The 25,405-nt window shown below is 48.1% G+C and carries 20 protein-coding genes; 10 read left to right on the top strand and 10 right to left on the bottom strand.

What is annotated here, in order from left to right:
* Window positions 1-192: 192 nt before the first annotated feature.
* Window positions 193-1,644 carry a formate dehydrogenase subunit gamma gene (locus V5T57_RS07025; RefSeq protein ID WP_332890469.1) on the bottom strand — a complete coding sequence of 484 codons (1,452 nt, stop codon included), beginning with the start codon at window positions 1,642-1,644 and terminating at the stop codon, window positions 193-195.
* Between the two features lie 347 nt (window positions 1,645-1,991).
* Between V5T57_RS07025 and V5T57_RS07020 the strand changes: the two genes are divergently transcribed.
* Window positions 1,992-2,228, top strand: coding sequence for a hypothetical protein (locus V5T57_RS07020; protein ID WP_332890468.1), 237 nt, complete (start codon window positions 1,992-1,994; stop codon window positions 2,226-2,228).
* 108 nt (window positions 2,229-2,336) lie between these two features.
* Here V5T57_RS07020 and V5T57_RS07015 read toward each other — a convergent pair whose 3' ends face one another.
* The 3 genes from V5T57_RS07015 to V5T57_RS07010 form a co-directional block, all read right to left on the bottom strand.
* Window positions 2,337-2,714 (bottom strand): response regulator, encoded by a 378-nt coding sequence (locus V5T57_RS07015; protein ID WP_332890467.1) that lies wholly within the window; start codon window positions 2,712-2,714, stop codon window positions 2,337-2,339.
* Between the two features lie 525 nt (window positions 2,715-3,239).
* Window positions 3,240-3,488: an Hpt domain-containing protein gene (locus tag V5T57_RS20885; protein ID WP_442918176.1), complete on the bottom strand. Its 249-nt coding sequence runs from the start codon at window positions 3,486-3,488 to the stop codon at window positions 3,240-3,242.
* A 553-nt stretch (window positions 3,489-4,041) separates the two neighbouring features.
* Window positions 4,042-7,119 carry an ATP-binding protein gene (locus V5T57_RS07010; protein WP_332890466.1) on the bottom strand — a complete coding sequence of 1,026 codons (3,078 nt, stop codon included), beginning with the start codon at window positions 7,117-7,119 and terminating at the stop codon, window positions 4,042-4,044.
* A gap of 393 nt (window positions 7,120-7,512) precedes the next feature.
* Between V5T57_RS07010 and V5T57_RS07005 the strand changes: the two genes are divergently transcribed.
* The 5 genes from V5T57_RS07005 (at window position 7,513) to V5T57_RS06985 (ending at window position 13,655) form a co-directional block, all read left to right on the top strand.
* A complete protein-coding gene (locus V5T57_RS07005; protein ID WP_442918179.1) occupies window positions 7,513-8,706 on the top strand; it encodes an aminotransferase class I/II-fold pyridoxal phosphate-dependent enzyme in 1,194 nt (397 codons plus the stop codon).
* Between the two features lie 65 nt (window positions 8,707-8,771).
* Window positions 8,772-10,088: a homoserine dehydrogenase gene (locus V5T57_RS07000; protein ID WP_332890464.1), complete on the top strand. Its 1,317-nt coding sequence runs from the start codon at window positions 8,772-8,774 to the stop codon at window positions 10,086-10,088.
* Window positions 10,089-10,465: 377 nt separating this feature from the next.
* Entirely contained in the window at window positions 10,466-11,611 is a 1,146-nt protein-coding gene (locus tag V5T57_RS06995) for a hypothetical protein (RefSeq protein WP_332890463.1), read from the top strand.
* Complete coding sequence (gene recJ, locus V5T57_RS06990) at window positions 11,611-13,389, top strand: single-stranded-DNA-specific exonuclease RecJ (protein WP_332890462.1); 1,779 nt, start codon at window positions 11,611-11,613, stop codon at window positions 13,387-13,389. The genes V5T57_RS06995 and recJ overlap by 1 nt, the downstream gene beginning before the upstream one ends.
* A 26-nt stretch (window positions 13,390-13,415) precedes the next feature.
* On the top strand, window positions 13,416-13,655 hold the full coding sequence (locus V5T57_RS06985; RefSeq protein ID WP_332890461.1) for a hypothetical protein: 240 nt from the start codon (window positions 13,416-13,418) through the stop codon (window positions 13,653-13,655).
* A 144-nt stretch (window positions 13,656-13,799) separates the two neighbouring features.
* Here the strand turns inward: V5T57_RS06985 and clpA are convergent, their stop codons facing one another.
* From clpA to V5T57_RS06955, 6 genes are all read right to left on the bottom strand, one after another.
* Window positions 13,800-16,124: an ATP-dependent Clp protease ATP-binding subunit ClpA gene (gene clpA / locus V5T57_RS06980; protein ID WP_332890460.1), complete on the bottom strand. Its 2,325-nt coding sequence runs from the start codon at window positions 16,122-16,124 to the stop codon at window positions 13,800-13,802.
* A gap of 143 nt (window positions 16,125-16,267) precedes the next feature.
* Complete coding sequence (clpS, locus tag V5T57_RS06975) at window positions 16,268-16,582, bottom strand: ATP-dependent Clp protease adapter ClpS (protein ID WP_442918175.1); 315 nt, start codon at window positions 16,580-16,582, stop codon at window positions 16,268-16,270.
* Between the two features lie 379 nt (window positions 16,583-16,961).
* Entirely contained in the window at window positions 16,962-17,414 is a 453-nt protein-coding gene (locus V5T57_RS06970) for a hypothetical protein (protein ID WP_332890458.1), read from the bottom strand.
* 238 nt (window positions 17,415-17,652) lie between these two features.
* On the bottom strand, window positions 17,653-19,332 hold the full coding sequence (gene recN, locus V5T57_RS06965; protein WP_332890457.1) for a DNA repair protein RecN: 1,680 nt from the start codon (window positions 19,330-19,332) through the stop codon (window positions 17,653-17,655).
* A gap of 3 nt (window positions 19,333-19,335) precedes the next feature.
* On the bottom strand, window positions 19,336-20,247 hold the full coding sequence (locus tag V5T57_RS06960; RefSeq protein WP_332890456.1) for an NAD(+)/NADH kinase: 912 nt from the start codon (window positions 20,245-20,247) through the stop codon (window positions 19,336-19,338).
* A complete protein-coding gene (locus V5T57_RS06955; protein WP_332890455.1) occupies window positions 20,244-21,146 on the bottom strand; it encodes an ATP-binding protein in 903 nt (300 codons plus the stop codon). Before V5T57_RS06955 ends, V5T57_RS06960 begins: the two co-directional genes overlap by 4 nt.
* 161 nt (window positions 21,147-21,307) lie before the next feature.
* Between V5T57_RS06955 and folE2 the strand changes: the two genes are divergently transcribed.
* The 4 genes from folE2 (at window position 21,308) to V5T57_RS06935 (ending at window position 25,109) form a co-directional block, all read left to right on the top strand.
* Window positions 21,308-22,117, top strand: a complete 810-nt coding sequence (folE2, locus tag V5T57_RS06950; RefSeq protein WP_332890454.1) for a GTP cyclohydrolase FolE2 — start codon at window positions 21,308-21,310, stop codon at window positions 22,115-22,117.
* Between the two features lie 3 nt (window positions 22,118-22,120).
* On the top strand, window positions 22,121-23,845 hold the full coding sequence (locus tag V5T57_RS06945; protein WP_332890453.1) for a proline--tRNA ligase: 1,725 nt from the start codon (window positions 22,121-22,123) through the stop codon (window positions 23,843-23,845).
* 124 nt (window positions 23,846-23,969) lie between these two features.
* Window positions 23,970-24,446 (top strand): chemotaxis protein CheX, encoded by a 477-nt coding sequence (locus V5T57_RS06940; protein ID WP_332890452.1) that lies wholly within the window; start codon window positions 23,970-23,972, stop codon window positions 24,444-24,446.
* Window positions 24,447-24,461: 15 nt separating this feature from the next.
* The gene (locus V5T57_RS06935; RefSeq protein ID WP_332890451.1) at window positions 24,462-25,109 is read left to right on the top strand and encodes a chemotaxis protein CheX; all 648 of its coding nucleotides are present in this window, start codon (window positions 24,462-24,464) and stop codon (window positions 25,107-25,109) included.
* The last annotated feature ends 296 nt before the right edge of the window (window positions 25,110-25,405 follow it).

Raw genomic sequence — 25,405 nt, 5'->3', positions numbered from 1 at the left:
TAACTCTCTATAACCAGTGTGGTACTGGTTGAGGCATAGCATAAAAAGAAGATCTTCTGGCTGTGTTCAACCCTCATGGTGTGTGTTGTTTCATACCCTTAATCAGAGATCGTTTAGGGTCGATAAACAGCCACCATAAGGTGCTGTGTTCGTTACCATCTTAAGTCTAAACCTGTAATGAACGATGTCACCTTAGATGCTTAAATCGATGGCGTAAAAGAGCATGGCAAAGAGTAGAAAGAGTCCTAAAAGAACCATGGAGATGGCAAAACCAAAAAAAGCGATCTGAACCATGCGAGGTGGTTGTGCCATATAATGCTCTTTTAAGTCACCTTGAGCCTCCAGGCGCTCAACCCACTGTGGATGCTCATGTTTGAGATGCTCCAGCGAAGTGGCACCATGGAAGATATGATCTTTTAATGGAAAAGCATGGGGGCGGTAGCTCTCGATAAAAAAGTGCACCACAAAGATATGCCCCATGGCCAGTATGGCTTCAATTTTATGAATCCACCGGGCTACATTCATGGTCCATCCAGGTAGTAGTTGCGCAGTTAATACCGTATCAAAAAGCATCATCCCTGTAGAACCCACAATGACAAGTCCCCACCAGACTGCCCAATAATCAAATTTTTGCCACCAAGTCCATCGGTCAAAAACAGGGTGTGGCGCTAAACCCACGACCCATTTTAAGTGGTGATAGAACGCACGAAAATCCTGCCAGCTCCATACCAAACTATCAGGTCCTGATAAGCTTTGAGCGTTGCTCTGTTTGATCCCCTTCAACAGATGGATAATATGAATGACAAAGGTGGCCATCAGTAATAGGCCAAAAAGCCGATGGATTTGTACGGCATTTTGGTAACCACCCAAAGGGCCGTTTAAAAGGTTACCCAGGTCGGTCTCTACATACATCCATGCGACCCCTGTGATGCTAAGTAGCATAAAGCAGATGACCAGTAGCGTGTGCAGGCCACGCTCAAAGGGAGAGAAACGGGCCATATGGGGACCCTTGGTTATCGGGGTAGGGGGCTGTGTTTGAGCGGCCTTGCGTTGTTTGATTTCACGCCACCACCAAGCTGCAATATAGGGCAAAAAGAGGGCAAATACCGATCCAGCTAAAAATAGCATGACCCAAGTTGACCAATAGAGTGCTGGAAAACTCTCTTGACTGGCTTGGCTCCAGGGGGGGCGCTCATGGATCACGTAGCTACCCATACCTGGACCTGCCCCCTCATGGCATTTGGCACACACCTGTTCATATCTGTGTGGGGCATATATGGCTGCGTTGGGGTTACGTATGCCTGCAATGGGTTTTGAGATATGACAATCGCGACAGATAAGTTGAGTGCGGGCATAGTGGAGATTATTTTGTTGTCCCTCGTGACAGGTGAGGCAGCGGCGAGCAGGTGTATAGCCCGAAACAGTGTCGTGAACATCCGGTTTTTTAGAGTGGAGCCGTTGAGGACCATGCCCAGGGCCCCAGGGGTGTAGATGTTGAAGATCTTGTTTGAGGGGGGTGAAAAAAAGTGCAGGGTCGTTGGGGTTGGCATCCTTGGCTTGAGCCGATGCGGTAAGTATAAATAGGCTATAAAGAGTAAAAAAGCCAATCATGTAGCCGATGGTGAAAGAGTGCTTTTTGATCATATCAACACCCATTTGCAAGGGGTAACTTTATGCGTTTGACTTCAACACAGCCGTAGAAGGCTTATGATGAAAAACCTCCACTACACCTAGCTTTGACAGTAGTGATAAGCATTGGTTTCTGAGTTGATGTATATGAGGGGTTCTCTCATAAAAAAAACATATATTCATTAGCCCGTTAGGCATTGTTTGAACCTTATTTTGAAAAAAAATGTATTTGGTTTCGAAAAAAAGCTTAAGGAACTGGGTTGGTCCCGACGATAAAAGAGATAAGGGAAGAGGGCTTGTTCATATCTACCTGCAAAACATAATAATAGTGCAGGGGGTCGCAACGTAGGAAGGGTCGACTCATGAGCCAGTCCTTTGTAATATCACTAAACAGGAGCCGTGCTGGTTCGGCAGAAGGTAAGATAGCCAGTAGTAACAAGCAGGAGTCTCGAAGAACCCGTGAAATGGGTATTCAGAAGGCGATGCAAGGAGAGTCTCAAACCTCTTCTAAGACCAAAGGGTTTGCCAACAAGGCCTACTCTTTATCCATCTCTTCAGGTGCACTTTCGCGGGGTCCTTGGTACCCCAAGCCTCAGTAGGCGGCGGTCCGCGGAGGATCGACGCAGAAGCGGCTGCGTCATGCCCTGGAGTGTTCGGCACTCCAGGGCCGTGACGTTGCGCCCAATCTCTTAAAACAACCTAAAAAATTAGCCTTGAAGGGCTTTCTTTACTTGTGCCAACAAAGCATCGGGATCAATGGGTTTACTCAGGTATCCCATCGCACCCAGCGCCATCCCCTTATCGATCTCTTCTTGTGCGGTATTCCCTGTGATAAAAATGACCGGAATAGACGCTGTCTCTGGATGAGCTTTTAGCTGTTCACACACTTCATATCCATCCATACCCGGCATCATAACATCCAGTAAAATAAGATCTGGATGAGGTGCTTTAGCTGCAATTTTAAGCGCTTTTTCACCGTTTAATGCCACTTTTACTTTATGGGCGGGCTTCAGTATGCCAGCCAGGACATCAATATTATCTGGGGTATCATCTACAGCCAGAATAATGGGAAGAACGTCATTCATTGTTACTTTTCCTTGGTTTGCTCTTCTAACAGTGAAAGATGCTGTAGGGCTTCTTTATACTGATACGATTCAATACAACGCCTCATATGCTGTAAAATTTGTGTATGAGGTTTCATTTCTGGTACTTGATCGCTTGCTTTAATCTGTTCCGCAGCTTCAGCGTCCTCATTTTCTAAGTCGTGACGAAGTTGTTCAAGCTGTTTTTACAGAGACACTTTATACTCAATTATGACAAGAAGATCTCTAGATGATAGATAATTTCCAGTACGATAAGTTTCGTCAAGGCTTTTTCAAAATCACACAGAGCGACAGTTCGTGTTATGGGGTTAAGATGGTCAAGAATCAGTTGATCCTCTCTCTGAGCGGTTAACCTCTCCAAAACTCGGCAGCTTCGGTATAGCCCCCCCCCCTCTAGCAGCTTTCGAAAATAGGTTTTTTGCACGCTAGGCTTTTGTTGTGCTGACCATGTAACTAATGTGTCCACAATAGGTTTGAGCGCTCACAACACCCGATTAAAAAGCCTCTTCAACGTTCAGTTGGGTTAGGAATGCCTGCTCGAATTTGTTGTACAACTTCTTGCACATGATGTGCCCCAATCTTAGCTGATACCCCTTTTAATGTATGGGCCATACGGGTTGCAGCATTTGGGTCTTGTTCATGGGCATATCGATACTGTTTCTTAAACCAGGGTTGGGTATGATATTTCTTGCGCAGAAATTTGATAGGGAGTGACTTGTTGTTCTGGGTTGTTGCCAGCCCTGCCGTTGTATCCAACCCATGCCATTCTGGCCGTGTTATCTGGCTTGCTATTACCAGCTTGGTTAGCTGGGATAGGAGGTCCTGAAGAGGTTTGTGGGGTTAGCGACTTGGGCATAATGGTGAACATATCGACCAAATGAATAGGTTTAGCTATGAGATTATGTGTGTCGCCGTTAATGGTTTTTTCACGATTAATTGAGGAATAGAGACACTGATTTTCTAAACTTTATAGGTTTTTTTGAAGCTTGGTAGGTTTTGGTGACCCATTGCCGGTGTCGATTACAGGGAGGGGTGTTGGATAATTTGACGGGGATACCAAACAATAGCCTGAACGGGAAGTGTTCATAACCGGGCTAGCAAAGGCGGCATAATTGCACGTTGTTTAACGTAAACCATGGGACTCGGCGAAAGGGTGGCTGCCTAAGGGGAGATCCAAAAATATGGATGCATATAAGCAGCTTAATCAGCCATGGTGTACGGTCTATCATCGTTCAATGTGATCTATAGATGATGTAAAGGCTTGAACCAAAAGGTGTGATGAAGGTTTTTTGCAAAAAAGATATCAGGATCAGGTGTTTAAAAGGGCATCCAATAGGCGTTGTTTGGTGATGGGTTTGGTTAGGTGGTTATTACAGCCCATCTTTAAACTCTTTTGCACATCTTTATCAAGGGCATGGGCTGTCAGTGCTAAAATGGGCATTGCGCTACGGTTGCTCTGTTTTTCCCATTTTCGAATCTCCTGAGTTGCTTGATAGCCATCCATAACCGGCATTTGAATATCCATTAAAACCAGATCAAACGCCCCCGTTTTAACCGCATCTACAGCTTGGGCGCCATCTCCGACAATGGTTAGTTTATGGGGCGTTTTACGCAGAAAAATATCCACCAAGAGGGCATTCTCTTTATTATCTTCTGCATAAAGAATGTTCCTGGCCGTGTGTGGGCTTGATTGAACCGAATGATGGATTTCAGCCGAGGAAGAAAGTGGAGAGAGCTGGTGGGGCTCTGTTTGAGGCAGGGTTATGGTAAACATTGAGCCCGAACCAGGGGTGCTCTCTAATTGAAGCGTACCATCCATGGCATCAAGTAACCGTTTGACGATGCTTAAACCGATTCCAGAACCACCATAGAGTCGGGTAAATGAAGCATCACCCTGCACAAAGGGTTCAAAAATATGTTCATGCTGATGGGGAGCTATACCAATACCGGTATCACGAATACTTAACTTTAGGGTGTTGAAAGGGGGGCTATGTCTAGGAACGGAGAGCTCTACTTCACCATCAGGTGTAAATTTAATCGCATTCCCCAGTAGGTGCAACAGGATCTGCCGTAGTCGTTTTAAATCACCATACACATTTTGTTTCATCCTGTTAGAAGGGGGGAAAATAAGTGTTAACCCCTTCTGTTCAGCCTGTTGTTGGAGCGTGTGGTGAATGCTTAGCAGTAGATCCTCTAAGTTGAATGAGTCATGGGAGATCACAGGGTTGTGATGGTGGCTTAAGCTTAGATCCAGAATATCATCAATCAGGGCAAGCAGGGCTGCCCCGGACTGTTCCTGAATGACCAGAAGTTCACTTTGTTCCTGTGTTGTCTGGGTTTTTCTTAAGAGTTCATTAGTCCCCAAAATGGCATTCATAGGGGTGCGTAGTTCATGGCTCATGATGCCTAAAAAACTATCCTTAACACGATTTCCTGCCTCGGCTGCATCTTTTGCCTGAATAAGGTGTTGTTCCCGGCGTTTTTCATGAATAAGCGCAGCCAAGGTTTGGGTGATGGTGTGTATGACACTCTCCTCTTCAGGAAAAGGTTTGTGTCCACGTTTCAGATAAAGATTCAAAACCCCTAAAAGATCATCTTGATAAAGAATGGGTGCGCAGTAGTGCCCATAATCGGACATGCCCCTATACTCTGTTTCTTGGGCTTGATCCACATGTTGGCGAAAAAGAAGGGTGCGTTGCTGGGCGGCTTGCCCACAAAGGCAGTGCCCAAGCTCAAGTTCAGAACACTGTTCCTGCAATTTCTTTTCAAGGTTTAGGTGTGCTGCCAAATGTAGCTTTTGATCCTGGGGGTCAAAAAGGAAAATGGCCCCTCTTTGTTGTACCTTTAACCAGGGTAAGCTGAAAATAATAGAGAGGGCTTTGCGCAGCTGTTTTTTAAGGGAGAGCGGATCTAAAGCTGTTTCTAACAGTGAACTGATAATAATACGGGTGTAATAGGCTCGTTGGGTCTCATCTTCTAGCTCTTTTCGGTCGGTTATATCATGAGCTGTACCTAAGATCTGCACCGGCTGTCCGTGACGGTTGGTTATGACCTCTCCCACTTCGTGTAAAGTGCGTACCGTACCATCGGGCTGGATAATACGGTGTTCAATGGTATAGGGCACATCTGGATTTTGAATTGCTCTGTCCACCGCCAATTTAATGGATTGCCGATCATCTGGATGAACATGCCTTAAAAAAAGTCGATTACTGGCCTTCTGTTGTTGAGGATCTAACCCAAAAAGCTGATAAACACCATCAGACCAATAGAGCGTATTACTCTTAATCGACCACTCCCAGTGGCCCGTTTTGGCCACAGATTGAGCGCGATCGAGAATTTTTTGGTGGCTTTGCAGGTCTTGGGTCAAGCTCTGAAAGCGGTATTCTATTTTTCGACTGAACCTGTTGAAAAATAGAATGAGTAACGCCATGAGGAGTAAAAAGGTACCAAACACCGCCATAAGGTGAATCTGATTACGATTGCGTGCAGAGGTATCATCTGTGCTGGCCACAATAATGCCTACTTGGCTATTGCTGGAGTCATACACGGGAAATTTAATAAAGACATGGTGCTGCCCATGGCTAAAAAGGTCCCATATCGAAGCAGAGTATTCTTGATTGGTTTCTATAAATGACAAAATATCATCCGGTGGGTTTTGCTGAGGTTCCCCCGTATAAACCATATCACTGAGCTTAGACCATTGACCATCGCGGTGCATCATCTGCATCCCTTTAAGCCAGGAGTCTTGATCTAGGAACCTTTTGTAAATGTAGGCGTAGTAGTCAAACGGCAGTAGGTGTCCATGTGTTTTTAAAAGATGGTTAAGCTCTTTTCCCATCTCTAAATAGCCAATAATTTTTCCATTATGTTGCCAGGGCACCACCACGCGTAAGGTCAGTGTGCCTAAGGGGCCTAACTCGATACCATGGCTTACACGTCTGAGTTTAATTGCTTGTTGTAAGGTAAAACGTTGTATTGGGTCACCGTAGCGGTCAGGTTTATGTGCCCGAAATAGATTAATACCTTCAGGCGTATGAAAATAAAAATGTGTAATACCCAGGTGGGTCTGGAGCTGTTGATAAATGGGCACAACTTTTTGTTCTAAATGATGCCGATCTTGCTGCATGGTCAGATATATAAAAGCTGGGTTTTGCATAAAATTACGCATGACCCGCTCATAGAGAATGACCTCATTATCGATGGATTTAGTGACATGAGATTGGAACGTGGAGACCACGCGATCTTGTTCAGCTTGGGTATGGTCCCAATAGAGTAAAAAAACAGAAAGAAAAAAAATCAGCGAGAAAAGCCCAATTGCCAGCAACAGCATCCCTACAATGGGGCGCCGTATCTCTAGTTTGATCGTGCTCTGGGGTTCGGTGGGCATCTATAATCAGCCTACTATTGCAGGGGTGAATACGGATTCTTATACGCATAAATACCTGTTTTATGCGATGGTTAGGGCTGTTATCTCGATGGTTATCATTCTAAACTGTGTCAAACAAGTTGTCTTATAAAAACAATCCTGTGATACCTGGTTCGTTATTCTTACTGGTCATTTATCAGGCTGCTAAGATGGTATCTATGCGGGTATCCATTCAAAATCACCCAACTGTATGCTTAACTTTACCGAGAGTCCGTTGACAGCGTAGGGGTTGGATCTTAGATTGGGATGTTTATACCGCTGTTACTGCAATGTGCTCTTTGATGAAGTTTGGCTTCTTTATTATGGAGCGCATTCGGTTATAAGAAGTTTCGACTGAGTATGAATGGGTCTGTTATGGAAGAGTTTCATCGCATCAAACGCCTGCCTCCTTATGTATTTTCAGTGGTTAATGATCTGAAATACAAAGCACGTAATCGTGGGGAGGATATTATCGACTTTGGTATGGGTAATCCGGATCAACCCACGCCTAAGCATATTACCGATAAGTTGGTTGAGGCGGTACGTGATGGACGTAACCATCGTTACTCACTCTCTAGAGGTATCGGCGGGCTGCGCAAAGCGGTTTGTGCCTATTATAAACGACGTTTTAATGTCGACCTGGATCCTGAGACAGAGTCGATTGTTACCATTGGTTCCAAAGAGGGGCTCTCATCTTTGGCCATGGCTATTACCGAGCCAGGTATGAATGTGATTGTACCTAGCCCGACGTACCCCATTCATGAGTACAGTTTTTTAATCGCTGGAGCACATATTCAGCGCGTTAAAATTAGTCGAGACAATGATTTTTTTGAGGATATGAAAGAGGCTGTGCGTAATCACTGGCCTAATCCTCAGGTTCTGGTGGTGAACTTTCCGTCCAATCCAACCGCGCAGGTGGTGGACTTGGCGTTTTATCAGAAGATTATCGATTTTGCCAAAGAGCATAATATCTGGGTAATCTCTGATGTTGCCTATGCCGAAATCTGTTTTGATGATTATAAGGCACCCTCTATCCTACAGATCCCAGGTGCCAAGGATATTGCCGTTGAGTTCTACTCCTTATCAAAGACCTATAATATGCCGGGATGGCGTGTCGGTTTCTGTTTAGGGAACCCTCACTTGATCAAGGCGCTCTCACGGATTAAATCTTATCTGGATTATGGCATGTTCCAACCGATTCAGATTGCCGCAACAGTGGCGCTGAATGGACCTCAGGAGTGTGTGACCAAGATTAATGAGATGTACTGCCAGCGTCGTAATGTCTTGATTGATGGTTTGGATCGGGCAGGGTGGCAGATTGAACGTCCTAAGGCATCCATGTTTGTCTGGGCAGAAATTCCCGATGAGTTTAAGGCCATGGGTTCTCTTGAGTTCTCCAAGCTGTTACTCAAAGAGGCCAAGGTGGCGGTAAGCCCTGGTGTGGGCTTTGGGGTTTATGGGGATGAACATGTACGTATTGCACTCATTGAAAATGAACATCGAACCCGTCAGGCACTGCGTAGTATGCGGCGTTTCCTAAGTGCTGGTTCTGATGTAGCTGGTGATTGATCCACAAACCGTTTTGAACACAACGGTCTATAGAAATAAGACATCCTTACCAAAGAGGTGAACAGGTGAAAGCTTTGCGCGTAGGCGTTATGGGATTCGGCACAGTAGGCCGAGGTGTGGTACGTATGTTGTTGGATCATGCCGATCTACTGGCTGCCCGTACGGGATGTGCAGTGACGTTAAGCTGTATTGCCGATCGTAACCTGGAAGCAGATCGTGGTGTAGAATTACCCGCCAATGTTACCATGGTTGATGATGCTGAAAAGCTGATCCAGTCAGATGATGTCGATGTGATCTGTGAGTTAATTGGTGGTACCGGTATTGCCAAAGATCTGGTCTTGAAAGCGCTCAATCATGGCAAGCATGTGGTCACAGCCAACAAGGCACTTATCGCAACCCATGGTAATGAGTTGATCGCTGCTGCAGATGCCAACAGTGTTGAGCTGATGTTTGAGGCTTCAACAGCTGGCACTATTCCGATCATTAAGGCCATGCGTGAAGCTCTGGCGGGTAATGAGACTACCGAGATCTACGGTATTTTGAACGGTACCTGTAACTACATTCTCACAGAGATGCGTGAGAAAGGGTTGCCATTTGATTCTGTGTTAGCAGATGCCCAAGAAAAAGGTTATGCAGAAGCTGACCCTACCTTTGATGTTGAAGGTATTGATGCGGCACATAAACTGACTATTCTGGCCTCCATTGCCTTTGGTATGCCTCTCTCGTTTGATTCTGTCTCGGTTGAGGGTATCCGTCATGTCTCTGATGTCGATATTGCTTGGGCGACGGAGATGGGATACCGCATCAAGCTGCTTGGTATTGCCAAACGTCGGGATGGCAAAGTAGAAATGCGCGTTCAACCTTCCCTGGTAGATGCCAGCAGTATGTTGGGAGCTGTAGAGGGGGTCTTCAACGCTGTCTTTGTAAACAGCGATTTTGCTGATGCGACCATGTATTACGGACGTGGCGCGGGTGAAGATCCTACCGCCAGTGCGGTGGTATCTGATCTGGTTGATATTGCCCGCAATATTCAGTCTGGCGCCAAAATGCCCCGTATCTATCCTTTGGGGCAACCGACGGATCAGCTGAAGATGCCACCCATGTGCCCGGTTGAGGAGATGCAAGGCGCCTACTATCTGCGCCTTTCTGTTCTGGATCAGCCGGGTGTTTTGGCTGAGATTACCGCCGTTCTCAAAGAGCACTCGGTTTCTATTGATGCCATTGTGCAAAAAGAGCGTTCACCCGTCGATCACGTTCCGTTGGTTATGGTGACCCATGAAGTCTCAGAGAAGCAGATTCTAGATTCTCTGCAGGCCATTGAAAAACTTGATTCAGTGAGTGATCAGCCACGCTTTATCAGGATTGAGAATCTGGAAGGTTAATGGTGGTGCTCACAGCTAAACGGTTTTAATGCATAAGGGGGGAGCTCTGTAGGGGGCTCCCCTTTTGTGTGAAAAGTGAGGGATCAGGTTGGGTGTACATGGACCTGGCGCTGGTTTTATCACCTTAAAATAGGGGTTGAATGAGGCTGTTGTAGGGTGTGTAAGGCCTTGTTCTATGCCTGTCTGGTTTTTTTTAGTCTTAAGCTAGGGTGATGTGGTCAGCGCTGGTGTGGACGGACATAGGCCATATGTTCAGTTGCAAACACCCGTGTATGTCAGTGTCGTCGATACCTTTTTTATAACACTGGACTTGCTTTTTTGCGCCATGCGCCATTGCGAATCTTTTTTGGCAACTCCTTGAGTGATGGGAAACAAACGTGGCTTTGGTACTTGTAATTGATGGTCTGAGTGCACCTGAAGATGCACCTTGGGCTTCCTGGCTGCCTAATCTGCATCGTTTATCTCAGATGGGTAAAAAAGGGACTGTAACGGTTGAGCGCGAGTGTTATTTACCGGAATCTTTAGTGCCATGGATGGACCGATTGGGTATTCCCTATGGTGATTTGCCACCTTCAACGGGTTGGTTTAGTGCCTATCAAGCAAGGGTGGCCGAGCCTGGGCAGGGGAGCTGGTGCCATTTAGGCTTTACCCATCTGTTTAGGAAGCAGGATGAGCTCCGTTTTGTCTCACCTTCCCGTACCGGGCAAAGCCGAGATGAGATTCAGGAAATTGGACAGCAGTTAACCTCCTTTCTTAGCCATGATGGCTGGTCTGTCTGTCATCAAGATAGTGAAGGTTTGGTTATTCATTCTGAGACCGTTTGGGAAACGCAATCTCTATCCATGCGTGTGGTTGAGGGGGCGTCTGCCCAAGAGATTCTGCCTACAGGGGAAGATGGCAAACGGTTGCAGGACTTTACCATGACACTACAACTGGCCTTAGCCCGAAATACGGTGAATGAAACCCGTAAAGAAGCCAAGCGTTTGGTGCTTAACACCCCGTGGTTTTGGGGGATGGGGGGCTCGCCAGATGCACCGGAGGATAAGCGCTGGAAAGGTACATGGCTCCTTTCCAGTGATGCAGCTGTATTGGGTATGGGCAAGTGGTGTGACTGGCAAACGAAGGTGATGCCCGAAGATGAAAGTAACTGGCGGTGGGATCAGGAGCTAGAGCCTTATCTGGATATGGCGCAACGTGAAGATGTGGTTTTGCATCTTCAAGGGCCTGCGATCTACGCCCGCCATGGCATGAAAGAGGATCGTAACAAACTGCTTGCATTGTGGGACCGTACACATTTTGTCGCGCTTGAAGCGCAGCTTGCAAAAAAAAAGGTGGGTCTCGTTGTGATTGAGGGTTTTCCACTGGAAGAACAGGGTATTGGTACCCTTTCAGATGAAGCCATTTGGTTTCATGCACCCGCTGCTAAATTGATGAAGCCAACCCGCTTTTGGCAAAAGATCCTGGGCACTAACCCAAAGAGTATTCCTATGAGCTGGACCAAACTACGTCAGGAGTGGCGTTAATGCCTGCACCTGAAAAACAATCTGTTTCCGGTAAATTGTGGTCACTGCGTTGTCAGCCTGATGAAAGCCATAATAAGGTGATTGGTACATTGGGGCTTTCTCACTATCTTTCCCCTCTTTTGGCCAGTCGTCAGCTCTGTGCAACAGGTGAGACACGGCAGTTCCTTGAACCTCGCCTTAAAGATCTTGCTGATCCTTATGATCTATTGGATATGCAGCCTGCGATAGAGCGGTTGGTCACAGCACTGGAGCAGGATGAGAAGATTGCTGTTTTTGGTGATTATGATGTGGATGGTGCAACGTCATCAGCCCTACTCATGCGCTATTTTCATGATCTTGGGGTCTCCCTACGTATCTATATTCCTAACCGTTTGACAGAAGGTTATGGCCCCAGTGCAGGCGCGATGCAGACTCTAGCGGCAGAAGGGGTAAAGCTTGTCATTACGGTTGATTGTGGCATTACCGCCTTTGAACCGGTGGAAGCCGCCAAAGCTGAGGGGGTAGATGTCATCATCACGGACCATCACCAAGCCCGTGAACAGCTGCCAGAAGCACTGGCTGTGATTAACCCTAATAGACAGGATGAACCGTTCCCTTACAAGGAGCTGGCAGGTGTTGGGGTGGCGTTCTATCTGGTGATGGCCCTGAACCGAAAACTGCGTGAAATGGGTTGGTTTAATCATGACCGCACTGAACCCCAACTTAAGCCGCTATTAGACCTGGTTGCGGTTGGCACCGTCGCGGATGTTGCGGGTATGCGGGGGTTAAATCGTGCGCTGGTTACCTCAGGCTTAAAGGTGCTCTCTTCACGCAGTAACCCAGGTTTGGCGGCGTTGATGCAGGTGGTCGGTATTCGTGAAGATGTCAAAACCCTAACCAGCACCCATATTGGGTTCCAGTTAGGCCCTCGTTTAAATGCGGGTGGCCGCCTTGGTCAAGGTGAGTTGGGGTATCAGCTGTTATCGTCACGCGATACGGCTCAAGCCTTTACCATTGCTGAAACATTGGACGCCTCTAACAAAGAACGTCAAGATATTGAGCGGGGCATTCTTAAACAGGCCATGGATCTTGTAGAGCAAGAGAAACAGCCTGAACAACGACGTGGTCTGGTTGCCGCTGGTGAAGGGTGGCACCCCGGTGTGATTGGGATTGTCGCTTCCCGTATGTGCGATAAACACAGCAAACCTGCCATTGTTATTGCCATTGATCCTGAAACAGGAGTCGGCAAAGCCTCAGGTCGTTCCATCCCAGGTATTAATCTATTAGCTGCCATTGAGTCAGCCTCGGAGTATTTAGAGCATTTTGGGGGCCACAAAGTGGCTGCTGGTTTGACCATTAAGCGAGAAAATATTCCAGCCTTTATGGAGGCTTTTGAAGCACACCTCACAACACACTATCAAGCATCGGCCTTTTTCCCACGTTTGACGGTGGATGCGCAGTTACCTCTGGATGAGCTGGATTTTTCGGTGGCACGCCAAATACAATCCTTTAGTCCGTTTGGGCCAGGGAACCCCGAACCCATCTTTATTCTTCCGCGGGTTTCACTGCGGGGTATCAAAGTCCTTAAAGAACGTCACTTGGCGATGACGATTGTCTGTCCCCGCACCCATCAGCAAGTTGAGTCTATTGGGTTTCGTATGGCACCAGGCCCTATTGTGGATGCTGTACAAGCGGGTGATGTGGCGTTATGGGATGTTGCGGGCAAGTTGACCATTGAGACTTGGCGGGGTAGAGAAAAAATTAAAATGCAGCTTAGCGATATACGTGTCGCTGTATAGGTAAATAAAGCTAAAGGGGTGGCCACTTGCGCGTAAAGAGCCCTGTTAAGGCCCTATTTCTCTTTACGCTGTGGAACATGCAAGACTGTTATGATGCCCTTATTGTTCTTCCAACAAAGGTCAGCCTGTTATGTCTGTTTGCTATGGATGGGATCTCTGTAGCTATGATGTATACGCAAAAAGTCGTCGTACATGATCTTCCTGTTGACTCTTTAGATCTGCGTTCTCAGGCCAATCAAAGCTATCCCTTGTTCGATCTGAATTAGGGTTGCATTTATTGTGGCTCGATATGTTAGGTCTGGTGGTTGAAAACAGTGTTTTTATGTTCTGGTCATGGCCCTAAATGGTAAGCGCGCAAAAAAAAAAGGCCGACAACGTGTCGGCCTTTTTTTTGTATGCTTTACCGAAGATTAAGCTTCGCTGGTCTCTTCTGTTTTCTTGACGGATTTACTGTCGGAATTCTCATCATCATTTTCAATTTTGATGGCCAGTTCATTGGCTGCCTCAACCGCGGAAACATGTACAGAACCACCACTGACTAATTTACCAAACAGCAGTTCGTCTGAAAGAGGTTTACGAAGTTCCTGCTGAATGGTGCGCTCCATGGGTCGTGCCCCATGTTTTTTATCATAGCCTTTTTTGGCCAACATATGACGCGCTGAATCATCCACAAACAGTGAGACCCCTTTTTCCTCCAGCTGCGCTTCCAGGCGAACCAGGAATTTGTCAACAACCCGAAGAATGGTCCCTTCATCCAAGTGAATAAAGGGAATGATGGCATCTAAACGGTTGCGAAACTCTGGTGCAAATGTCTGGTTGATGATTTTCATATCATCACCTGCATGGGTTTGGGTTACAAACCCAACAGAGGCACGCTCTAAGTCTGTCGCACCCGCATTGGTGGTCATAATCAAAACCACATTCCGGAAGTCTGCTTGACGGCCGTTGTTATCGGTCAGTTTGCCGTGATCCATCACCTGCAGCAAAATGTTGAAGACATCTGGGTGGGCTTTTTCAATTTCATCCAGTAACAGTACGGCATGAGGGTTCTTGGTAACAGCGTCCGTAAGCAAACCACCTTGCTCAAAACCCACATAGCCTGGAGGGGCCCCGATCAGCCGGGAGACAGCATGGCGCTCCATGTATTCCGACATATCAAAGCGTATGAGTTCAACCCCCATCTCTGTGGCCAGAAGGCGGGCCAGTTCTGTCTTACCAACACCAGTTGGACCAGCAAACAGAAAGCTGCCAATGGGTTTTTCAGGGTTACCCAGGCCTGAACGGCTGAGTTTAATCGCCTCACAGGTTTTATCTACCGCACTATCCTGCCCAAACAATGAGAGACGTAGATTTTTATCCAAATTCATCAAAACCTGGCGGTCATCTTTACTCACTGAGCGGGTAGGGATGCGTGCCATCAAAGCTACAACCTGTTCAATCTCTTTAACGCCAATGGACTTCTTGCGTTTAGAGCTGGGTAGTAGCTGACTGGCCGCGCCTGCTTCATCAATCACATCGATGGCTGAATCTGGATGTTTACGATCATTGATGTGTCGTGCGGAGAGTTCAGCTGCAATCTGTAGGGCTTGTTGGGTAAAACGAATACCGTGGTGGTCCTCAAAACGTGGCTTAAGACCCTTAAGAATTTTAATGGTCTCAGACAAGGAGGGCTCTAGGATATCAACCTTTTGGAAGCGGCGGGCAAGGGCACGATCCTGCTCAAAGATGGTGCGATACTCATCAAAGGTTGTGGAGCCTATACAGCGAAGTTCACCATTTTGTAGCATGGGTTTGAGCAAGTTAGAGGCATCCATGGTGCTTCCACTGGTGGCACCGGCGCCAATAACTGTATGGATTTCATCAATAAACAGGATAGATTTAGCTCTTTCCTTTAGGGCTTTAAGTACATTTTTTAGGCGGGATTCAAAATCCCCCCGGTATTTGGTACCTGCCAAAAGGCTACCCATATCGAGTGAGAAAACTTCAGCATCTGCTAAAATTTCCGGCACTTCACCACTAACAATCTTTAAGGCCAACCCTTCAGCCAAGTGGGTTTTGCCCACACCGGCATCCCCGACATAGAGAGGGTTGTTTTTACGGCGACGGCAGAGGATTTGAAGCGTACGCTTGATCTCATTTTCACGGCCAATCAGCGGATCAATTTTTCCTGCTTCCGCACGCTCATTCAAGTTAACCGTATATGCTTCCAGCGGATCAGCTTTATCTTTTCCACCACCACTGGCTGATGCACTTTCACTACTATGTTCATGCTCATGCTCACCATCTCCGCCAATACCTTCGGCTTCACCACCATGGGAGATCATGGACTGAACATCCAGTTTGTTGATGTTCTGTTTGGCCAGAAAATAGACGGCGTGGGCATCTTTTTCGTTGAACATAGCGACCAGTACATAGGCGCCAGTCACCATATCACGTCCAGAGGATTGAACCTGCTGAACAGCCCTTTGTATGACCCGTTGGAAGGCAATGGTTGGGGTAATATCGGCGATGGAGGGCGTACTATCACCAGATAGAGGGATATGTTGTTCAAGGTGGTCTGTCAGTTCCAAGCTAAGTTGCTGCATGTCACAGCCGCATGGAATGAGAATATCCACCACCTCAGGGTTATCCAAAAGGGCTAAAAGCAAATGCTCTAGGGTGGCGAACTGGTGCCGCCGTTCATGAGCAAGCTGTAAAGCTTTGTTGAGGGAGGTTTCCAGATGTTTGCTAATCATAAGACATCCCCTGTATAAGCCAATCCTGTCCGTAGGATGGCATCAAGTAAGTGGGGGGGTATGGCGTAGGCGGCTGTTACGAGACAGCCTGCATACGTGGAGGATGGTCAGATGTTAAGCCGCGCTGTTCTGGTGGACCAGAATCAATTGGGTTCCATGCGGCATTTCAGCGGGTGACCGTTGGTCCGGGCTTGCTGATGCACTTGGGCCACCTTGGTCTCTGCAATCTCCCTGGGGAACGTCCCACAAATCCCCACCCCCTCATGATGGATGTGCAACATAATCTGCGTAGCCTCTTCCGATGTCTTGCGGAAGAGGTGCATCAGTAGCTCCACCACGAATTCCATTGGCGTAAAGTCGTCATTAAGTAAGACGACGCGGTACATGGGAGGTTCCCGAACTTCCACATCCGAATGTACGGCTACGGATGTATCATGGTCAAAATCGTGATCACTCATGGTTGGTTCTACTAACTTTCCCATCTCTTTTACGCCACTCCATTCAAAAGCGCCTCTCTAGTGGTTCCGGCTCCGTCCATTCACCCGGACCGTATAGCGCGAAAGGGCTCAGCCTAGAGAGTAAAAGAGCTTTTCCTATTTGTAAACCTTAAGGGGTGAAAAGTTTGATGGAAAAAAGGGGGCATGTGCATTTGTTAGAATATTGAGACCGTGGGGTGGGCTCTTAGTGTTCATGATCTAAAGGTTTTCTTGATGAGGGCTTGTATACATTTGGTTGAAGGTTGCCTATAGATCGAGAAATTAAAAGAAAAGCGCCCCCCACTAAGGAGGAGCGCTTACTCTATTCACGCTTATTTCTACAAGTCATGGCCTTTCAGGATCAGGATTTTTCACTCTCTCCCCAGCCTTGATTGACATGCATTTTTGGATTGTAAAAGGCTTTTTCGGGGGGCATTTTTCGTCCAGCCATACCAGGTTTGGGCTTTTCTGGCTCAGGGGCATCAAGGCCTGTCTTGGCGGCGTCCATAAAAAACTGACAGACCTGCTCATGGGTGAGCATGCCATCCAGTATGGCCTGACTAAGAGGTGCATAGCCTGTGGCGCCCAAGATCTTTTGTTCACTGCACTCAACAAACCCCTGTCCAACCATCTTCTTTTTAGGGTCTGTACTACCTTCACGAATTTCAACCCGAAATTTAGCAATACCCTTGCCGGCCTGTTCTGGGTAAACCCAACCGTGCAGATGCACACTAATGGCCAGACGTGGGACATCATCATAACCTTCGTAGACCGAATCCATCACTGTGGTCTTATAGTCAAAGTAGATTTCCATGGTTACTCTCTTGCTGGAACATGGTGTCCACCTCTTTCCACACCCGCTGAGAACAGATCAGCTTGGCGACTGTGTAGGAAAGGTAGGGACGTACACGGTACGGATGATAGAGCTTGAAAAGTACCGATAAATAGCTCTGTTAAGCGCTGTTCATGCATAGGTTTGCTCAAGCATACCTGGATGCAGCAAAGGTGATCTTTAAGGGGAAATCTATAAGATCTGCCCTGTCACACAAAGCTTATGGCTTTTGCGCCGCTTGTATAAGTGCTTGCGCATTTTCGCGGGCTGAATCTGTAATGGTATCTCCGGCCAGCATTCGGGCAAGCTCCTCTATGCGTTCTTGATCGTTCAGATAAACCATTTGCGTATGGGTGCGCCCTTTTTCTGAGATTTTTTCTACCCGGTAGTGTCGGTGACCGTATGCAGCAACCTGGGGTAGGTGGGTAATGGAAAAAACTTGTCGCTCAGCTGCAGATACACGGTCCAGCTTTGACCCAATGGCAGCAGCTACACGACCGCCAACCCCCACATCCACCTCATCAAAAATAAGCGTGGGCACCGTTACGGCATCGGCTAATACGGTCTTAAGAGCCAACATTAAACGCGCAAGTTCCCCACCAGAAGCAACTTGTCTTAGTGGCTTAAGGGGCTCCCCTGGGTTGGCGCTGACCAAAAACTCAGCCTCTTCCATGCCACGGCTGTGAATTTCATCCGGTGGGCGAGGGGTTAATGAGACAGCAAAGCGGGTACCTGTCATATACAGATCCTTCAGCTGTTTTTCCACCTCACGGGCTAGGGTGTCCGATGCTCGTCGTCTGGCTTTGCTCAGTTTGGCGGCCTCTTTATGGTAGATCTGCTCCGCCGCTGCTACATCACTTAGAAGAGTCGCTTCCCCTTCATCCAGACTATCCAGGGTATCCAGCTCTTCTCGCCATTGATTGGCCAGCTCTTCTAACTCATCGGGCTCCCGGCGGTGTTTCCGTGCGACCCGTTGAATGGTATCTAGCCGCTCTTCCAGTTCTTGCAAGGCCAGTGGGTCTGTTTCTAAACTACTTTCATAGTGGCGAACGCGCTCGGCGGCATCTTCCAGCTCATACTGGGCAGAACGAATGGCTTGGGCAACAGCCTCAAGCTCGGTATCCATACGTACGGCACCCTCAAGAACATTGGCGGCCCCTCCAGTGGTACTAATGGCGGAATATTCAGATTCCGAGAGCATCTGCAAAGCCCCATGTGCGGCTTCGGCCAAACGTCCGGCATGAGCCAAGCGGGTACGTCGATGCTCTAACGCTTCTGACTCGCCAGGACGAACCGCAGCAGTTTCCAGCTCTTCCAGTTGAAAAGAGAGGAACGCTCTTCGTTCAGAGGCATCACGCCCTTTTTCACGGAGTAAGGCCAGTGCTTTGTGTGCTTCATGCCATGTGCGGTGATGCTTTTTTACCGTATGGGCAAGTTTGAGATGTTCCCCAAACGCATCGAGAATATCCAAATGGCTGCGTGGGTGCACCAGAGATTGGTGATCATGTTGACCATGGATATCCACCAACAAGTTACCCAACTCCCCTAAGGTCGCAACGGGCACGGGGGTTTCATTAATGTATGCCTTTCCGCGCCCTTTATGGCTGATGACCCGGCGTAGATAGACCCCGTCTTCATCTCGGTCTAAATCTCTGGCTTGCAACCAATCCCACGCTGGATGTCCGGCTGGGGGGGTAAAGTGTCCGGAGACCATAGCCCGTTCAGAGCCTGCTCGGATAAGCCCTAAATCAGCCCGTTCCCCAAGGATAAGACCTAAGGAGTCCAGCACGATGGATTTACCCGCACCAGTCTCACCGGTAATTACCGAAAGCCCAGCATTGAACTCTAGTTCCAGTCGTTCGATTAGGGCAATGTGTTCAATGGTTAATTGACGAAGCATGGTTTACCGATCATCTGCAGGGCGCAAGGAGAGATCTCGTGGGGTCCCGACGGTTTCTGCCCAGTGCAATTTTTTACGTAAAATATCGTAATAGTTACGTTCAGGGGAGTGAATAACCCGCAAAGCCCGGTCTGATTTTCGGATCACAATTTCATCACCATCCAGCAGATCCACACCCGTTTGGCCATCCAGCGTTAGCAAGCGGTCGGGCTCATCCTGGGTTAAGCGAAAACTGATTTGTCCATCCCCTGGTACAGCGATGGGTCGGTTGGTCAATGTATGTGGGCAGATTGGGTTGATAATGATGGTATCCAGGCTGGGGTGGATAATAGGCCCACCTGCCGATAGGGAGTATCCTGTTGACCCCGTGGGGGTGGCAACAATAAGGCCATCGGCTCGGCTGGTAAACACATGTTGACCATTGATGGAAACTTGGAACTCCATCATCCGTGCCAGATGCCCTTTATGGGCAACCACATCATTGAGCACATGGTGGCTGAGTACTTCGCCACTCTTACGGCGGACGTATGCCGTGAGCATCATGCGATCTTCGACACGATAGTGGCCAGCAAATACCTCGTTTAGATTATCATACATCTCGTCATGGCTAACCTCGGTAAGAAAACCAAGGCGACCCATGTTTACCCCTAGGACCGGTACTTTCCAGCGGACAACATCCCGAGCGGCCCCGATAAAGGTGCCATCTCCACCCAGGACAATAATAAGATCTTGTCCTTCACCAATATCTTGAAGGTTTTTTTGATCGGCCTGTCCTTTGGGGATCTCTGCAGCAATAGCCGCTTCAGCGGTAATGGTCACGCGCTTATTTTGGTCGGTTAACCATGTAGTCAACTCACGGGTTGCGCGGATAGCTGTGGGGTCAGAGAGTTTAGTGACCAGACCAATGCTATTCATGGTGTTTTCTCATCCTTTGTTTCATGGCAGGCCAAACGTCCCTTCAAATCAATCATAAACTGATGAGCCACCCGGCCACTGCGTGCACCACGGGTACGTGCCCAGATTAGGGCTTCTTGATGCAGTGTCTTTTCATCCATGGCTAACTGTAGCCGTTTCGAGGTGGCGCTTACAACACTCAGATAGGTTTGTTGATCAAAAGCATGAAAACCCAACCATAAGCCAAACCGATCTGAAAGGCTGATTCGCTCTTCCATACGCTCTTGGGGATGCATCTCATCATCCACTTGCGGACCTTGATCTGCAAAGTGTTTGGGCATGAGGTGACGACGGTTGGATGTGGCGTAGATTAAAAGGTTCTCAGGTTTGGCTTCAAGGCCACCCTCAAGGATCGCTTTTAGGGATTTGTAGGAGACTTCACTCTCCTCAAAAGAGAGATCATCGCAAAAGAGAATAAAGCGATAGGGTAGGGGACGGATCTGTCCTAGTAAGCGTGGTAGATGCATCAGATCCTCTTTCTGCACCTCAATAAGACGTAATCCTTGTGGCCCAAAGCGGTTTCCCAAAGCTTTGACCAAAGAGGATTTACCGGTTCCCCGGCTCCCCCATAACAGGGCGTGGTTGGCGTCATGTCCCTGTACAAACTGTTGGGTATTGCGGGTTAAGATCTGTTTAACCCGATCAATGCCCAGTAAATGGCCCAGTTCGATGGTATCTCGATGGTTCACCGCAACCCAGCGGAAGCCGCCATGGGGTTTAGGGACCCAGCGGTAGGTATGGCAGTGAGACAGTGTTGCCGCATCTGGTGCAAGATCATCTTCCCCTCGGCTAAGAAAGCGTTCCAAGGTAGCCATTAGGCGGGATAGGGTTCGTCGCTCAGCAATCTGTCCTATGTTCATAACCGTATCTCTGCTCTTTTCCTGTAATGGAGGCTTTTGCCCGAAGTGGAAATCCCCTATTATGGTGAATTCTGTGGTCGCTACGCAATGACTCTGTAGGGCCATTTTTGTGCGTATGAGCTCTTCGGCAGTAACGCCAAGAGTGTGGAAGATACCGTCTCATGGATCAAAATGTGAACAACTGTCAGCTGCCCCTGACCGATGTACAATCTCGTCAGGATCATCGCCGTTTAGATATTGATAAAGTGGGTGTGAAGAATATCCGCTATCCCATTGTGGTCAAGGATCGCAGTGTGGGCAGTCAATCAACAACGGCACGTATCAATATGTATGTAAACTTGCCCCACCAGTTTAAAGGGACGCATATGTCCCGGTTTTTAGAGGTGTTGGCTGAGAACAAGCGGGCGATCTCTATTGAAAACCTGCCGGGTTTGCTTAAAGAGGTTCGGCAACGGTTGGATGCTGAGCAAGCCCATATTGAACTGGATTTTCCCTACTTTGTGACCAAAAAAGCCCCCGTTTCCGGTGTCGAAGCACTGATGGACTATCGGGTTCATTTTTCTGGTGTCATTCGTGGAGATGTCTACCAACTGACCCTTACAGTCGAGGTGCCGGTAACCTCGCTATGCCCCTGCTCCAAAGAGATTAGTGAGTATGGTGCGCATAATCAGCGTTCTCATGTAAAGGTGTCCGTGCAGTTTAGTGAATTTGTCTGGATTGAAGAGATTGTGGATCTGGTAGAGCGCAATGCTTCCTGTGAGCTGTTCACCATCCTTAAGCGTCCAGACGAAAAATATGTGACAGAAAAGGCCTATGAAAACCCCAAGTTTGTGGAAGACATGGTGCGTGATCTGGCCGAAGAATTGACCCACGATGAACGCATCAGTTGGTTTGCTGTGGAGTCAGAAAACTTTGAATCGATTCATAACCATTCGGCCTATGCCTTTATCGAAGGCGGCCAGCGGAGCTAAGTCATGCGTTTCAGCCAGACCCTTATTCCCACGATGAAGGAGGAGCCCAACGAGGCTCAGGTAATCTCCCATAAGTTAATGCTTCGGGCGGGGCTTATCCGCCAGTTGGGGGCGGGTATCTATACCTGGCTGCCCTTGGGGCTGAAAGTTCTTCGTAAGGTAGAAAATATTGTCCGTCAGGAGATGGATAAAGCGGGTGCACAAGAGGTGTTGATGCCCTCTATCCAGCCTGCGGAGCTGTGGGAAGAGTCAGGGCGCTGGAAGATGTATGGCAAGGAGTTGCTGCGCATCAATGACCGGCACAACCGTGCGTTCTGTTATGGGCCGACCCATGAGGAGGTCATCTCCGATCTGGTTCGTCGTGAGATCCACTCTTACAAGCAGCTTCCTGCCAATTTTTATCAAATCCAGACCAAGTTCCGTGATGAGGTGCGCCCGCGTTTTGGCATTATGCGTGGTCGGGAATTTTTGATGAAGGATGCCTACTCCTTTGATATCAATGAAAAGGCGCTGGATAAAAGCTACAACGTTATGTTTGAGGCTTATAACAGCATCTTTAACCGTTTGAGCCTTAAGTTTAGACCGGTTGAAGCAGATACGGGCTCCATTGGTGGTGCCTCATCCCATGAGTTCCATGTGCTGGCTCAATCTGGTGAGGATGTCATTGCCTCCTGTAGCCATTGTCAATATGCCGCCAACTTGGAAAAAGCCTTTGGGGTTGCTGCTGAGATTGATACCGGTGACGAGCAGGCCATGGAAAAGGTCGCGACACCGGATCAAAAGAGTATTGAGGATGTCGCAGCTTTTCTGAATATGGATAAAGCCCAGACAGTTAAATGCCTGACCTGGCATGATCCAGAAGAAGATCAGTGGTATCTGCTGTTACTGCGCGGGGATCATGAGCTTAATGAGGTGAAAGCCAAAAATGCCACAGCACCTTTTGGTGAAATTCCAGCACCTGAAAAAGCGGCTGAAGAGCTGGGTGCCCCTGTGGGCTATTTGGGGGCAGTTGGTACGGATGTATTTAAAAAGCCGGTGAAAATTTTAGCAGACAGTGCCCTGCGTGAAGCCCAAAATATGGTCTGTGGTGCCAATGAGTCTGGGTTCCACCTGACCGGTGTAAACTGGGAACGTGACCTCCCCAAGCCTGATTTTGTGGATTTACGCAATGTTGAGGTGGGTGACGGTTGCCCCCGTTGTGGACCTGGCAGTATGGAGTTAAGCCGTGGTATTGAGGTTGGTCACGTCTTTAAGCTGGGTTACAAATACTCAGAGTCCATGGGTGTAAAAGTACTGGATGAAAGTGGTAAAGAGAAACCTCTGATTATGGGCTGTTATGGTATTGGTGTCTCCCGTATCGTTGCCGCTGCCATTGAACAGAACCATGATGACAATGGCATTATCTGGCCGCTCGCCATCGCCCCCTTTGAGGTTGAAGTGGTGGTGATGAACCCCAAAGAGACGGAAGCGATGGCAAAGGCCGAAGAGATTACCACTCAGCTTCAAAATGGTAACCTGGATGTCTTGCTTGATGACCGTGATGAACGGGCTGGTTTTAAATTTAAGGATGCTGACCTGCTCGGGGCGCCCTACCGAATTTTGGTTGGGGGGCGTAGCTTTAAAGAGGGGGTTTGTGAGGTTAAGAACCGCCGTAGTGGAGAGGTGGAAAAAATTCCTGTGGATGCGGTTGTATCGACACTTTTGCAGCGAATGGTTGACGAAAAATAGGTGAACCGCTAACGTTAGGGTTACGTAAGTGTTTTTTGAAAACAAGTGATCAAGAGGGGCCTATCTTTAGGCCTCTCTTTTTACATCTTTTTAGCTTGCATGGATTTTGGTAAGGGGAAGCATCATGGCAGAACGGTTTTTGGGGGCTCTTCGGGAGGCTGTGCAGGAGATTGCCGAGACCATGCTCTTTACAGAGGTACAGCAAGGGGAGTGGCGTAAGGGGAACTCACCACTGACCGTGGCGTATAGTGCTGTTTTAGGCTACAGTGAAAGCCTTAAAGGCAGCTTTGCTCTCTCAGCTCCAGAGGGTGGCGCGATCGCACTTGCAGGCGCCCTGTTGGGTGAAGAGCGTGAGCAGATGGATGATGAGATGGAAGATGCCTTCTGCGAAATGGCCAACATGATGGCCGGTGGCATGCAAAGCCGCTTAGAAGCACAGCTAGGTCCGGTAAAACTTAGTACCCCGGTGGTTATTCAGGGGGAGGGACACAAGGTACGTAGTGAAAAACATTACGCTTGTGTAAGTCAGGACTTTATCCTCAACGGTTTAGCGTTCTGTGTGCATATCTTCTATGATATTGAGTCCTTGGAACGTATGTAAGATAGGTGATCGACCATGCATGATCGATTGATTACGGCAGTCAAAGAAGCGGTCCATGAGATCGTCGAAACCATGCTCTTCATGGAGTTGGAGTCTGGTGTTGGTGGGGAAGGCCGTACCGGTATGGATGAAAATATCTGTGCCGTTGTGGGTTATAACCAAAACCTGGAAGGCAGTGTGCGTCTCTCTGCCCCTACCTCAGGTGCCCTTAAAGTTGCGGGTGCTTTGATGGGGGAGGAGCGTGATGAGATGGATGCCGAAATGCAGGATGGTTTTGGTGAAATGGCCAATATGGTTGCTGGTGGTATTCAGTCCCGTTTGGAAGAGGATCTTGGTGCCATTGGTATGAGCCCCCCTATGGTTGTAAAGGGCTCGAGCTATGAAGTGGAAGGTGCCACAGGGTTTGAGGTGGTTCACCAGGTTTTTCACCTTGAAGGTGAGCCCTTTTTCTGTGAAATCTACTTTGATGTTGGTGCCGCCGATGCCATTGAAGAGAAAGTGGAAGATCCACCGCATGTTTTGGAGATTAAAGAGAGCCTGAACAGCTCTTTGGAACAGTTGGTTGATGAACTGGCTCGACCCTTGGTGCAAGAACAGCTACCTGCGGTGGCTGAGCGGGTCATCCAAGAAGCGATTGAGCAGGTTCAAACCGGACCTGTCTGACCGGTTACCAAAAGGGTGTTAGCGTACAAGAAAGATGTCTTCTTCCGGGGGCATCTTTTTTTTGCCCTGTGATGTCTTGGCTTATATGTGGGGTGTTGACCAATCATGGTTTAACGGTGTGAGGGTCGTTGTCTGACTGGTTTTTGAACGGTTTTAAACCATCCGACGATCCTCTCTTCTGTTTAAGCTGCACAGTACAATTTATAGCTGTTTATCCATATTGATCTTTGTGGCTGGTATGAGATAGTTTGATCAGGTCTAGAGGGGTGTGGTCGGCTAGATGATGAGTAGGTTTA

The sequence above is a fragment of the Magnetococcus sp. PR-3 genome (genome assembly GCF_036689865.1).
Lineage (GTDB): Bacteria > Pseudomonadota > Magnetococcia > Magnetococcales > Magnetococcaceae > Magnetococcus.
Note: the sequence above shows the minus strand (reverse complement) of the source record. Positions and strands in the feature narration are given on the sequence as shown.

Excerpts from the sequence above, each read along its gene's own strand:
- V5T57_RS07025 (WP_332890469.1), bottom strand. The coding sequence starts at position 1,644 with ATGATCAAAAAGCACTCTTTCACCATCGGCTACATGATTGGCTTTTTT.
- V5T57_RS07020 (WP_332890468.1), top strand. The coding sequence starts at position 1,992 with ATGAGCCAGTCCTTTGTAATATCACTAAACAGGAGCCGTGCTGGTTCG.
- V5T57_RS07015 (WP_332890467.1), bottom strand. The coding sequence starts at position 2,714 with ATGAATGACGTTCTTCCCATTATTCTGGCTGTAGATGATACCCCAGAT.
- V5T57_RS07010 (WP_332890466.1), bottom strand. The coding sequence starts at position 7,119 with ATGCCCACCGAACCCCAGAGCACGATCAAACTAGAGATACGGCGCCCC.
- V5T57_RS07005 (WP_442918179.1), top strand. The coding sequence starts at position 7,513 with ATGGAAGAGTTTCATCGCATCAAACGCCTGCCTCCTTATGTATTTTCA.
- recJ (WP_332890462.1), top strand. The coding sequence starts at position 11,611 with ATGCCTGCACCTGAAAAACAATCTGTTTCCGGTAAATTGTGGTCACTG.
- clpA (WP_332890460.1), bottom strand. The coding sequence starts at position 16,124 with ATGATTAGCAAACATCTGGAAACCTCCCTCAACAAAGCTTTACAGCTT.
- clpS (WP_442918175.1), bottom strand. The coding sequence starts at position 16,582 with ATGAGTGATCACGATTTTGACCATGATACATCCGTAGCCGTACATTCG.
- V5T57_RS06970 (WP_332890458.1), bottom strand. The coding sequence starts at position 17,414 with ATGGAAATCTACTTTGACTATAAGACCACAGTGATGGATTCGGTCTAC.
- recN (WP_332890457.1), bottom strand. The coding sequence starts at position 19,332 with ATGCTTCGTCAATTAACCATTGAACACATTGCCCTAATCGAACGACTG.
- V5T57_RS06960 (WP_332890456.1), bottom strand. The coding sequence starts at position 20,247 with ATGAATAGCATTGGTCTGGTCACTAAACTCTCTGACCCCACAGCTATC.
- V5T57_RS06955 (WP_332890455.1), bottom strand. The coding sequence starts at position 21,146 with ATGAACATAGGACAGATTGCTGAGCGACGAACCCTATCCCGCCTAATG.
- folE2 (WP_332890454.1), top strand. The coding sequence starts at position 21,308 with ATGGATCAAAATGTGAACAACTGTCAGCTGCCCCTGACCGATGTACAA.
- V5T57_RS06945 (WP_332890453.1), top strand. The coding sequence starts at position 22,121 with ATGCGTTTCAGCCAGACCCTTATTCCCACGATGAAGGAGGAGCCCAAC.
- V5T57_RS06940 (WP_332890452.1), top strand. The coding sequence starts at position 23,970 with ATGGCAGAACGGTTTTTGGGGGCTCTTCGGGAGGCTGTGCAGGAGATT.
- V5T57_RS06935 (WP_332890451.1), top strand. The coding sequence starts at position 24,462 with ATGCATGATCGATTGATTACGGCAGTCAAAGAAGCGGTCCATGAGATC.